A 13647-nucleotide genomic window follows, 5' to 3' on the forward strand; every position below is an offset into this window, starting at 1 on the left:
GCCTCCAAAATCTCCTCAAGGAGGCAACCTTTTAGGTTACAAATAAACCATTTTAAACTCATAGACTACCCCACCACTTCCAATTTCGCAAACCGCAGCAACAACTTTTTCACATCACCTTTCTCAAATCTAATCTCCGCTTTTTTATCATTTCCCGCACCTTCGATCTTGAGTACTTTACCACGTCCAAAACGTGTATGGTCTACGATAGAGCCTTCGGCTAAATTGGGGTCGATCATATTGGTATTTCCAACAGGCTCGGCCAATTGTGGTTTAATTTTCCGTAATCTTTTCAGTTGGTTCTCCTTAGGTTTTCCAACACTGGGCGGTGTACCGTTCTTAGGTTTGTCCTGTCTCAATCTACTTTTGTCCACCTCCCCAAAAATATCGGCATTTATAAGCGATTTGTAACGGTATCCGCCATCTACGGGAGTCAGGTTCTCTACATATTGTTCATCTATTTCCTCTAAGAACCGACTGGGTTCCGCATCGATCAATTTACCCCAACGGTACCTGTTTTGAGTGTAGGTCAGGAACGCCTGTTTTTCGGCACGGGTAAGGGCCACATAAAAAAGTCTTCGTTCTTCCTCCAATTCACTTCTTGTGTTCATGCTCATGGCAGAGGGAAACAAGTCTTCTTCCATCCCCACGATATACACAAAAGGAAATTCCAATCCCTTGGCCAAATGTATGGTCATTAACGCTACCCGATCATCATCTCCGGTATCTTTGTCCAAATCCGTAGCCAATGCTACATCTTCCAAAAATTCAACAAGGCTTCCCGTAGCATCGGCCAATTCTTTTTGGCCTTCTACAAAATCCTTGATACCATTTAAAAGCTCCTCTATATTTTCCATACGGGCAATACCCTCCGGGGTGCCATCTTTTTTGAATTCCAAAAGAATACCGGTTTTTTTGGAAACATGCTCGGCCAGGGTAAAGGCATCCGTCCCTTGGTTCATGATCTGGAAACTTTTGATCATGGTCACAAAATCCTCCAATTTTCGTTTGGTGCCCGCGTTGATCTTAAGATCGATTTTCGAAATATTCTCCATCACTTCAAAAACCGAACGGTCATAATGATTGGCGGCAACTACCAACTTAGCAATCGTAGTTTGCCCAATTCCCCTGCCCGGAAAGTTGATAATACGCTTTAGGGCCTCCTCATCTTTTGGGTTAATGACCAATCGTAGATAGGAAAGTACGTCTTTGATCTCCTTTCTTTGATAAAAGGAAAGTCCCCCATAAATACGGTATGGAATATCCCTTTTACGCAAAGCATCTTCAATGGCCCTGGATTGGGAATTTGTTCGATACAATACTGCAAATTCACCATTGGAAAGTTGGTTTTGCATTCTGTGTTCCCAAATGGAACCTGCCACGAACCTACCTTCCTCGGCATCGGTAATACTCCTATGGATCTTAATGGCCGCACCATCATCATTGGCGGTCCAAACCTTTTTCTCCAACTGATTCTTATTCTTGGCAATAATGGAATTGGCGGCATTTACAATATTCTTGGTAGATCGGTAGTTTTGTTCCAGTCGATACATCCCCACATTCTCATAATCGCGCTGAAAATTCAGGATATTGCTGATATTCGCTCCACGAAAGGAATAAATACTCTGTGCATCATCGCCCACAACACAAATATTTTGAAATCGGTCGGCCAACGCCTTTACGATCAAATATTGTGAATGATTGGTATCTTGATACTCATCCACCAAAATATATCGGAAGCGATCTTGGTATTTCATCAATACATCCGGAAAACGGGTAAGCAGTTCATTGGTCCGTAACAAGAGGTCATCAAAATCCATAGCGCCCGCCTTAAAACAGCGATCCACATAATTTTGATAAATCTCCCCAATTCTTGGCCGCTTGGCCATGGCATCCGCTTCCATTAAATCCGGATCGTTAAAATAGGCCTTAACGGTGATCAGACTATTTTTAAAGGACGAAATGCGGTTTTGTACCTGTTTGTACTTATAAATATCCTTGTCCAGTCCCATTTCCTTTATAATGGAAGCTATTAAACGCTGGGAATCTTGTGTATCATAAATGGTGAAGTTGCTCGGATAGCCCAACTTATCCCCGTCAAACCGAAGCAATTTGGCAAAAACGGAATGAAAGGTTCCCATCCATAGGTTTTTGGCCTCGGAATTTCCAACGATTCCGGCAATACGCTTTTTCATTTCCCGGGCCGCCTTATTGGTAAAGGTCAGTGCCAATATATTAAAGGAATCCACACCTTGCTCCATCAAATAGGCGATCCTATAAGTAAGCACCCTTGTCTTTCCCGACCCCGCACCTGCAATGACCATTAAAGGGCCATCCTTATGTAACACAGGGGCTTTTTGGGCATCGTTCAACTCATCTATAAAAGTACTCAATGTATTTTCTTTTAAAGTGTGAATTTAGCCATTATACGGCCATATAGAAAGTGCTATTTTTTAGAATTATAAACAATAGGCGATATTTTCTTCCAATTTGAATATATTTAACCTTTTGCGCATACCCTATTCGTAATTTTAGGATTACAGACGAACAACGAAAAATAGATCAAAACAAAATAAGTTGGCTTTACTGAAATGTTTATTATTGATTTACGCCTAAATTTAAAAGAACATATCCTGTTTAAAGATGAAAAAATTATTACTGCTCACAACTTTAGGTATCTCATTGGTAGGCAATGCCCAAGATTCCGACCTGGAAAAAGATTATGCAAAAATTGAGAACAAGGTCATTGATTGGAGAAGGGATATCCATCAGCACCCGGAATTAGGGAATCGGGAATTCAGAACGGCGGAAAAAATCGCAAAACATTTAAGATCATTGGGAATAGCGGTACGGACCGGTGTAGCACATACCGGAGTCGTGGGATTGCTAAAAGGTGATAACCCGGGAAAAGTAGTGGCCCTACGTGCCGATATCGATGCCCTTCCCGTCACGGAACGGAACGACCTCTCTTTTAAGTCTACCGTGACCTCGGAATTTTTGGGAGAAAAAGTCGGGGTAATGCATGCATGCGGCCATGACACACATACGGCCATACTCATGGGTGTGGCAGAAGTGCTTTCCAAAAACAAGGATAAGATAAACGGTACGGTAAAATTTATTTTTCAACCTTCAGAAGAGGGCCCTCCACCGGGCGAGGAAGGCGGTGCTCTTTTAATGGTAAAGGAAGGGGTGATGGAAAACCCAAAGGTAGATGCCATTTTTGGACTACACATCAATTCACAAACGCCCGTTGGTATTATTCGCTATAAATCTGGGGGGACTATGGCCGCAGCTCAGCGTTTCGTAATAAAAGTGAAAGGAAAACAGAGTCACGGTTCACAACCATGGTCCGGTGTAGATCCCATATTGATCAGTGCAAAAATTATTGATGGACTACAAACGATCATAAGCAGGGAAACCAAATTGACCAATGAGGCGGCAGTAATTACAGTCGGTAAAATTAAAAGCGGCAATCGGTTTAATATCATTCCCGAAGATGCTGAAATGATCGGCACCGTTCGTACCTTGGATTATGATATGAAGGAGAAATTGAACAAAAGAATGGTAGAAATGGTATCTACTATTGCCAAGGCATATGGTGGCGAAGCTACCTGTGAGATAAAGGACATGACGGAAATCACCTATAACGACCCCGATTTGGTGCATCAAATGCTGCCAACAATACAGCGTGTGGCGGGTGTTGCAAATGTCCAAACCCAAAAAGCCGTTACGGGTGCAGAGGATTTCTCCTATTTTCAAAAAGAAGCTCCCGGGTTTTTCTTTTTTCTGGGAGGAATGACCCCGGGAAATACCGACTCTTTTCCACACCATACCCCTGATTTTAAAATTGATGATAGCGGACTCCTTCTTGGTGTAAGGACGTTAACGGAAATGAGCTTGGATTACCTTGAACAGTGAACAATGAACAGTTGGCAGTTGGCAGTTGGCAGTTGGCAGTTGGCAGTTGGCAGTTGGCAGTTGGCAGTTGGCAGTTGGCAGTTGGCAGTTGGCAAAAATAAAAATCGGAGGAACCTCTAGGAATTTTTCAAACTTTATTTGATTCTATTTTTTTGAACATGAATATTTATGACTGATACCATTTTAAACTCATTGAACACTGTTCCTTGGTGGGCCTATATCCTTATCTTTTTTGCCCTGGTGGCCTTTTGGGATGTATTTATTCAAAAACGGCATACCATAAAGCACAATTTTCCCATAGTTGGGCATTTACGGTATTGGTTGGAAAGTATAGGCCCGGAAATGCGCCAATATTTTGTGGCGAACAACAGGGAAGAACTTCCTTTTAACAGAATAGAACGCGGATGGATATATGCTTCCGCCAAAAAGGAAAATAATTACGAAGGTTTTGGATCGGACAGAGATCTATATGCACATCAGCATGTTTTTATCAAAAACAGTATGATGGCCTTTACTATGAACAATGATCACCCCAATCAGGAAGATCCTTGCTTTTTACCGTGTGCCAAGGTCATGGGAGCCTATAACCAGCGTAAAAGACCATACAGGCCGGCAAGTATTATCAATGTTTCCGCTATGAGTTTTGGTTCCTTATCGGCAACTGCCGTAGAAGCCATGAACAAGGGCGTTGCCAAAGCAGGGGCCTATCATAATACCGGTGAGGGTGGACTTTCGCCCTATCATAAACAGGGCGGGGACGTTATTTTTCATTTTGGTACGGGATATTTTGGGGTAAGAACGGCAAATGGGGATTTTTCTATGGAAAAGATGAAAAAATTAACAGCGGAAAACCCTTGTATCAAAGCTATTGAAATAAAATTATCACAAGGTGCAAAACCGGGAAAAGGCGGTGTATTACCTGGTGCCAAGATTACCCCCGAACTTGCGGAAATAAGAGGTGTGGAAATAGGAAAAGATGTCCTCTCCCCTGTCACACATAGGGCATTTAGTTCCATTCCCGAACTATTGAAATTGATCGAAAATATTGCCGAAGAGACCGGACTTCCAGTAGGTATAAAAGGGGCCATTGGTAAATTGGACCAATGGGAGGAGCTTGCCGATCTTATGGTCAAAACCGGCAAGGGACCGGATTTTATAACCATTGATGGTGGCGAAGGTGGAACTGGAGCGGCACCGCCAAGTTTTGCGGATCATGTGTCACTGCCCTGGGTCTATGGATTCTCAAGCTTGTACAAAGTATTTTTAGATCGAAAGTTAACGGATAGAATCGTTTTTGTAGGAAGTGGCAAGCTTGGTTTCCCGGCCAAAGCCGCTATGGCATTTGCTATGGGCGTTGACTGTATAAATGTAGCCAGGGAGGCCATGATGAGCATTGGTTGTATTCAGGCCCAAGTATGTCACACGAACAGATGTCCAACAGGAATCGCTACGCAAAAAAAATGGCTTCAAAACGGTATCAATATCCCCTTAAAATCTGCTCGTTTGGCCCAGTATTTTAGAACTTTCAGAAAAGAATTTTTAGAAATCACCCATGCTGCAGGTTATGAACATCCGTGCCAATTTACCATGGACGATATTCAGGTAAATGTGGACGATAACGATTTGAACAGAAGTCTGGCCTCTATCTATGGTTACCATAAAATGAAAGTTGACTTTAACGGGGTTCAGGAAATAAAAGATTGTATGTATTTGGGTTCATTGGGTAAACAGAAAGAAAGCAAAGTTTAATGGAATATTAGGGCAAAATGGTTGTTTCATTGGCATAATATCCAGAAGAAGTGCAAAAAAACGACCTTTTGTAGCCTCTTTTAATATACTGTCTTATTTTAGGGCAAGAATTCCGGTTCCGGTTTCAAAACATATATTTGAAACCATGTCGTTATAATTTCCTAAAAAAGGTCGCTTTAAATTTAAGGGTGGCTTTATTAAAAGAGCCTATGGCCATAATGAAAATCTTCCCCCAGATTCGCAGTAAAGCACATTGCCCTATATTATTTCTTTTAGGTCTTTTGTTTATCCCAACCAATAATAGCTATGCGCAATCCATAAACGCTCCCACGGATATTGCGGATGTACAACTGTGGTTGGATGCCGGTGATCCAAACGGAAATGGCACAACTCCTCCAGATGGAAGCACTATTGACATCTGGCGGGACAAATCCGGTTTAAATAATAATGCAACCGTCTTGAACGGACAGGGTCCCGCATCTTTTAGGTCCCTTCCCGCATTACAGATCAATGGCCGGCCCGTAATGGAGTTTGCCAGTAACAATCCCACCTCAGGAGACATATATAATATAGCCAATCTGGATATAAGGCCCAATGCAAATCCGGATATTTCCGTTTTTGTCGTTTATCGGCAAAGGGATATCTCTAATACCGATAATGCACTTTGGGGAATAGACAATCTCAATTGGGATCGGTTCTTCTATCTACGTCATTCTGATTTTGGAGATACCGTTAACGATGGTATTGCCGGATTGGGACCCGGAGATCGGGGTGCTGTAATTGCCGGCTCCGCCGTGGCAAACAGAACGCACTTATTGTCCATTGTATATGATGGCGAAGTAAGTGGAGGAGTCAATTCTGGTCCCAACAATGCCTCTTTAGTACGATTTGGAAGTAATATAGTTACCACTTTTACGGATACCACGGATCCCTCCGATCAACAGCCTTCATTAAACATTGGTTGGGACGGGGATGATGGTGCCGGGGATTTTTATCTAGCCGAATTTATCGTGTACAATAGGCTATTGACAACCTGTGAAACATCGCAAATAGTAGATTACTTATCCATCAAATACGGAGCAAGCTTTTCACGGACCATAACCCAACAACCAGCAACCTTAGCCATTTGCTCTCCAGACGATGCGGTGTTTACCGTAGAAACAACGGGCAATGGTTTAACATATCAATGGCAAGAAGATGTTGGCAATGGTATTTTTTCCGATATTATAGATGGGGGCGTTTATAGCGGTTCAGGTACGGACGCCTTAACCATTGTAAATCCTCCCGTGGCATATACCGGTCGTAATTATAGGGTATTGGTGACCCGACCCTCTGGTTGCATAAGCACTTCCAATATTGCCGGTCTAACGGTTGGCCCTACCGACATGCTTGTAAGTACAAATACGCTACAGACATTTTGCGATATTGATAACGGAACAATCGCAGATTTGACCATTGTGGGAACCGATATAAAATGGTACGCATCGGACGCAGATGGAACTCCCTTACCCACTTCCGATGTATTGGCCACTGCAACATACTATGCCACACAGACCATAAACGGGTGCGAGAGTTTTCCCAGACTACCTGTACAAGTGAATATCTTCGAGACCGTAACACCTCCATTACCCATAGATATACCTAATCTGAGACAGTGCGATAATTTATTCATTGACGGAAACGATACCAACGGATCGGAAACATTTGACCTCACACAAAATGAAACGATCCTTTTAAATGGAAAGTCCGCCTCCGATTATAGTTTCGGTTATTTTACGGAAGCCACCTATACCGATCGTATCCCTACCCCTAATGCCTTTGTAAATACAGTTGTAGGTAGACAGACTATTTATGTTCGGATATCCAATAATCTCGATCCGGTATGCCATACCGATGTTACTTTTGACGTTGAGGTCATGGAACTTCCTGTGGTCCGATCCCCCATAGTGTTCAAAAACTGTGATGAAGACGGTGTTCCGGACGGTTTTACAGATTACAATTTGAACGAAGCAAATGATTTAATTACGAACAATAACGGAAACTTTACGATTACTTATCATTCCTCGTTCAGTGATGCGGATACAAATAACGGTACCGCCATATCCCCCGTCCCATATAATAATGCTATGGGAAATACGGTATTTGCACGTATAGAAAATGCTAACGGCTGCCATAGGGTGGCTACCATAAATTTGGAAGTGTCCACAACGTCCTTCCCTATAGGTTATACACAGGAACTTGCAGATTGTGATGATGATACGATAGATGGATATCGGACATTTGACCTTACACAAGCTTCCAATCAATTTATAGCACAATTTCCAACAGGGCAAAACCTAAGTGTCCATTATTATCGGAATCTTTCCGATGCACAATTGGAGCAGAATGAAATAATAGATCAAACAAATTATAGCAATGAAGTACCCTTTTCACAAACGCTATACATAAGGGTCGAAAATGACACGGGTGATTGTTTTGGAATAGGGGGTCACTTAATATTGACGGTATATCCTAAACCGGTGTTTGAAGTAGCACCAACGGCCGTCTACTGTATTGACGGTTCTCCCATTACGTTACGGACTTTTAATCCAGAAGGTACATATACCTATGAATGGACAGATGAAAATGGAACCGTTATAGGCAATGACCCGACCGTTAATATAACGTCAGCGGGTGTCTATACCGTAATAGCAACATCAAGTTTTGGTTGTGACTCCTTTCCTTCAATATTTAACGTTGTAGCATCTGGTGTGGCCGAAATAAATGACACCGATATTTCCATTAAGGATTTTTCAGAGAACAATACCATAACCATTCATACGGAAAATAATAGACTGGGACCCGGTGATTATGAATTTGCGTTGGATTCCTTCTTTGGACCGTATCAAGATGAACCTTTTTTCAATAATGTCATTGCTGGAACACATACCTTATATGTTCGGGACAAAAACGGATGCGGTGTCTCCGAGCTGGAAATTAACGTACTGGGATTCCCTAAATTTTTCACCCCTAACAATGACGGTTATAATGATACTTGGCAAGCGAAGGGGGTTAACGATAACGTTTCACCATCTTCAAGCATTCGTATTTTTGATAGATACGGAAAGTTATTGGTTTCACTGGATCCCAAAGGCATTGGTTGGAACGGTACCTACAATAATGCAAGATTACCGGCATCGGATTACTGGTTTGTAGGAAGGTTCATTGATCAAAACGGCAAGGTGCGTATATTTAAAGGACATTTTAGCTTAATACGTTAATCAGTAATCCATACCGTTATTATATATGCTTCAATAGTTTATAAATTCCTTGGAATAAATCGTCATGAATAGCATATCAAAAAAATGGTATCTTATCCAAGGTAAAGGGTATTTGGGATTACGTATATTTGGAGAAGAATTCTATTTTTGTCTTTCTTAAAATAACCAATTATACGGATTAAATGAAGCATATCATACCAATTGTCTGCATTATTCTTTCTATCGGCAACGTATTACATTCACAAAAGAAAAGTGAATTGATTACGCAAAATCAGAACCTCAAATTTCAATTAGACTCCATAAGAAAGGTAATTTCCAATGCGCAACAAGGTGAAAAGATAGCGGAATTAAAGTCCGTAGAATTGCAAAAACAGGTTACGGAACTTCAGGACGCAAACGCTACCCTACTTAAAAACCTAAATAATTTTGCGGCACTTTCTAGCCAAAACTCTAAAAATATCAATAAGACCCTAGCTGCTCTGGAACGAAAGGAAGCACAATTAAAGGGTATTGTAAACGCTGTTGCGGGTAATGATTCAACGGCCGTAACTATTTTGACCAATGCCAAGCAAACGTTGGGGGAAAATACAAAAGTAAGCGTTGCGGACGGAGTGGTCATCGTATCCGAAAAATTGGATTTCTTTTTTGCGGATGGATTGGGAACCGATTTACTGGAACCCTCAAAAATATGGTTGACCAATCTGGCGAAGGTCTTAAACGCCAATCCCAATGCTTTAATCACCGTTGAGGGGATGAATATTACGGGAGAATTGGACGTAGCCCTTGGCCAAGCAGGAACGGTTGCGGCCACACTTATTAAAGCACATGGCATCAATGGAAGCAGAATAACCGCCAAAGGCTCGGATGGTGGGTTTAAAGAATCGTTACAGGTAAAAATTCATCCAGATTATAAAGCGTTTTACACCAAGGCCAAGGATGACATAAGGAATTAAAAAAATATGTATTTCACCGATCAACCATTATAATAATTGAAGAAATTGGTCGTTTTAGTAGCATAAATCTATAACCGAACACGCTAAACTACTACGAATGAGTTCAGATCAAATTTTTCAACTTTTTGCTTATCTATTACCTTCTATTGTCACCGGAGCCATTGCTTTTTATTTTTTTAGGATGCATACCAATAATGAGGAAGGGCGCAGACGTTTTTTATTGCATAAAGATTCCCAAAAAGATACACTTCCCGTTCGTTTACAGGCTTATGAACGCATGGTATTGTTTTTAGAACGGATCGCTATTCCTAGCTTGGTCGTGCGTGTTGCTCCAAAATCAAAGGATAAAACGGCCTACGAAAACCTATTGACCAAAACCATAGAAACGGAATTTGACCATAATCTAACGCAACAAATCTATATGACGGATGAATGTTGGAATATTATCAAAGCGGCCAAAAGCGCCACCATACAGATGATCCGTAAAGCGGCCATGAGCGATACGGATTCGGCGGATAAGCTACGGGAGGATATCCTTAACGAAACCATGGAAAAGGCATCCCCTTCTGCCACCGCACTTTCTTATGTAAAAAAAGAAGTCGGGGAATTGTGGTAATAAATTCGAAATCAAATATCAAATACAAACAAAAAATCGTTCGTAAATTGGTCAATTTCCAAACTACCAACTGGACACTGCTACTGCCGATTGAACACCAATATTTCACTCATGCTCATTAGGTTCAATAGGATTGGTTTCCTCATTTTTATTTTTGGCATATAAATAACCCCGTTTCCACCAAAGGGTCATCTTGGCCTTATCGAATACCAAGGAATTGGTAGTGAGAATAGTCGGGGTATAAAAGAGGTTGATAATGGCATTTTTTTGATTGGCCACCAATTTTCCGATCCGGATATTCTGAAATTCTATGCGGTCCAAAATAAAACTCATCATGGTGGTAATAAGTTCAAAAGGATTTCTGGAAGGCATTCGGTTTAAGTAATTTACCTCGGTATGCAATACGATCACATCTATTTCCGTGGCGCCCCTTTTAACGGCTTCCTCAATGGGAACGATACTTCCCAGACCCCCATCGGCATATTCACACCCATTTTTACGCACCAAGCTCATAAACGGGGTGTAATTGGACGATATCCAGATCCAATCACAGAACTCATCATAAGTACAATCGTTGATCGATTTATATTCTACCTGATTCAAGGTTAAATTGGATACCGTAACAACAACGTCCTTAGTACTTTTTTTGAGCTCGTTAAATTCTTCTATAGTGACACTGTTCCGAATTAGTTTTCTAAGGTTCTCGCTTTCCCCAAAGGTCTTTTTTCCCGAGATGAAATTTTTGAGAACGTTCCAATGATTGATAGAAATCTCATCTATTCCATATTTTTTCTTTATTACAAAAGGGCAATTATTAAATATACTTTTCTGATTGACGTTGGAATAAATGTTCTTGATTTTATCCAGCTTTTCAAGAGCCAGATGGGAAATCAAAAGACTGCCTGTGGAAGTGCCTACAAAAAGATCGTATTTTTTACCGGATTCTTCTATTAGGAACTGTGCGACACCACCTGCAAAGGCTCCCTTGCTCCCACCTCCAGAAATGACCAATGCCCTCATGGTAAATCAATTTTAGTTTTAAGATAACGTAAATCATCCATTTTTAGTTGCTTTGCAATATTTAAGATATGGGTTTTTTGCGATTTAATTTTCAGTTGGGCATCCAACAATTGCCGGGCAAAGTTCCGAAACTGCCAGGAATGATGGTTTGTTGTTTTTATCAATTCCATCAGTGCATTGCCCTGCACTGCCCGGATTTCCGAAAGATACTGAAATGCTGTTTTTCGAACCTCCGGGTTATGGATCGATCGGGTATATCCCATTAATTCTTCAAGATAAGCCTGTTTTTGGTCTTGGTCATAATCCGGGGTCACCAGGGCCAAAGTTAACCACAACAATCTCACATTTTTATTGGGAAGACCAACAATGGTTTTGGTCGCATCCAAATACCTATTTTGTTCATGGGGAAAATTCAACCATAACTTTAACAACGTGTTTTCTTGGGTAACATAACTTTTGTCCCTCAAAAGTGATTCAAACCGTGATTTTATACCTGTGGTAATGGAATCCAAACTTATGGATAGAGCCTGACGAATTTGAACGGTATCCGTTTCAAATGCCTTATCAATAATCGTTTTGGGCAATAACTTATGGTATTTTTCAATGATATCCCGCTTCAAATGAACGGAAGTCGTTGCATTCCAATACGTTTCATAATCTATGGTATCATTTTGCTGCTGTTGCAATTCGGCTTCCATTTCAAACAACAGGCGCAAGGATCTTGATTCTTTCTTTAGTTTTTCCTTAACGGATTCCCATGGAAACCGATCGTTTTCCAACCATTGTTTTTTAAAACTGGACAGGTCTTTAGTACTCGCACGTTCCATAGCCTGTAAAAAATCAGGGACCGTTACATTTTTAAATCGATGGGTATCGAGGTAGGTCTTAATACCCACCTTAAAATTAGCCCCACCCACCAAATCCTGAAGCATAAATAACGCCAAAGCTCCTTTTTCATAAAAGGTAAGACTGTTTGCCCTAGGGTCTAAAAGGCGTTGCCCCTCTCCCCTTTCCGACCTACGTTGCAAGGCTTTGGCGGAATTATACAATTTCCAGTAAAAATGGTCTTCGCCAAAAGTTTCCTTTTCCGCCAAATATGCATAATACGTTGCAAAACCTTCATGCAACCAATGGTATGCCCCGTTTTTTTCCGTTACTAAATTACCAAACCACTGGTGTGCCAATTCATGGGCATTCACATTTACATAATTCTTATCCGCAAAAGCAGTGGAATCTATCATATAACTATCCGAAAAAATAGTGGCCGTAGTGTTTTCCATGCCGGCGTACAAAAAATCGTGTACCGGAACCTGTTTGTAGTTCTGCCAGGGATAAGGAACCCCTATTTCGGTTTCCAAAAAATCAAAGATCTCTTTGGTATGACGATAAGTAGGTTCAACTTTTGCACTGTCTTTGGGGTAATAGTAATTTTCAATGGGAATCCCACTTTTGGAAACCCGTTCTTGTATATCATAATTACCAATGACGAAAGCCAGCAGGTAGCTGCTCATTGGCCGCTTCATATCGTACATAAATATAGGGCCTCCAACGGGTCCTTTAGTAAAACCAACAAGTTTACCATTGGTAACCGATCTTTTTGATCTACGCGCCTGAATGCTCAGGTCAAATTCCACTTTCTCGTTCATATCATCAAAACTGGGCAACCAGTGACTTGTATATTTCCCCTGGCCCTGCGTCCAGATCTGCTCGTTTCCTGCCGCTTCATCATCCTCTTCAACAAAATAAACGGTTTGCTTTGGGGTACAACGATATTCCAATTGTAGCTTATGGGATCGTCCTTTTTTAAAATTCCGTTTTAAAACAATCTTTCTGTTATCATATTGAAACTTTATTTTTTTTCCATCGATTTTGACCTTTGAGAAATCCATATATCTCGCATCCAAAAAAATGGAATCTATATTCGCCAGTACATCAAATTCATAGCATACGGTTCCACTAATGCTTTTTTCCTGAAAACTTGGTGTAACCATTACCGTAGCACGTTTAAAATCCACTTTATCCTGATGTTGTGCATGGCCCAAAAAACCCAAAATAAAAAAAAGAAACACAATTCTTACCATAAATAAGACAATACAGATCTTAGGCCAAATTTAGGCTTTTCGTTTATTGC

At 41.0% G+C, this 13647-nt stretch carries 8 protein-coding genes; 5 read left to right on the forward strand and 3 right to left on the reverse strand.

Translation table 11 applies throughout. From position 1 onward, the window contains the following. Window positions 1–65 precede the first annotated feature (65 nt). Window positions 66–2393, reverse strand: a complete 2328-nt coding sequence (locus ACKWB9_RS05715; protein WP_414002037.1) for an ATP-dependent helicase — start codon at window positions 2391–2393, stop codon at window positions 66–68. Window positions 2394–2643: 250 nt separating this feature from the next. Here ACKWB9_RS05715 and ACKWB9_RS05720 point away from each other — a divergent pair, with 250 nt between their 5' ends. From ACKWB9_RS05720 to ACKWB9_RS05740, 5 genes are all read left to right on the forward strand, one after another. Then, complete coding sequence (locus ACKWB9_RS05720) at window positions 2644–3918, forward strand: amidohydrolase (protein ID WP_414002038.1); 1275 nt, start codon at window positions 2644–2646, stop codon at window positions 3916–3918. Between the two features lie 168 nt (window positions 3919–4086). Next, window positions 4087–5667: an FMN-binding glutamate synthase family protein gene (locus ACKWB9_RS05725; RefSeq protein WP_414002039.1), complete on the forward strand. Its 1581-nt coding sequence runs from the start codon at window positions 4087–4089 to the stop codon at window positions 5665–5667. A 188-nt stretch (window positions 5668–5855) separates the two neighbouring features. Next, complete coding sequence (locus ACKWB9_RS05730; protein WP_414002040.1) at window positions 5856–8927, forward strand: T9SS type B sorting domain-containing protein; 3072 nt, start codon at window positions 5856–5858, stop codon at window positions 8925–8927. A 182-nt stretch (window positions 8928–9109) separates the two neighbouring features. After that, a complete protein-coding gene (locus ACKWB9_RS05735) occupies window positions 9110–9880 on the forward strand; it encodes an OmpA family protein (protein WP_414002041.1) in 771 nt (256 codons plus the stop codon). A gap of 97 nt (window positions 9881–9977) precedes the next feature. Further along, complete coding sequence (locus ACKWB9_RS05740; protein WP_414002042.1) at window positions 9978–10496, forward strand: DUF7935 family protein; 519 nt, start codon at window positions 9978–9980, stop codon at window positions 10494–10496. A 105-nt stretch (window positions 10497–10601) separates the two neighbouring features. Here the strand turns inward: ACKWB9_RS05740 and ACKWB9_RS05745 are convergent, their stop codons facing one another. Both ACKWB9_RS05745 and ACKWB9_RS05750 read right to left on the reverse strand, forming a co-directional pair. Then, window positions 10602–11516, reverse strand: coding sequence for a patatin-like phospholipase family protein (locus ACKWB9_RS05745; RefSeq protein ID WP_414002043.1), 915 nt, complete (start codon window positions 11514–11516; stop codon window positions 10602–10604). Continuing rightward, a complete protein-coding gene (locus ACKWB9_RS05750) occupies window positions 11513–13597 on the reverse strand; it encodes a M1 family metallopeptidase (RefSeq protein ID WP_414002044.1) in 2085 nt (694 codons plus the stop codon). The genes ACKWB9_RS05745 and ACKWB9_RS05750 overlap by 4 nt, the downstream gene beginning before the upstream one ends. Window positions 13598–13647 lie beyond the last annotated feature (50 nt).

It is taken from the genome of Maribacter spongiae (genome assembly GCF_047345125.1).
Lineage (GTDB): Bacteria > Bacteroidota > Bacteroidia > Flavobacteriales > Flavobacteriaceae > Maribacter.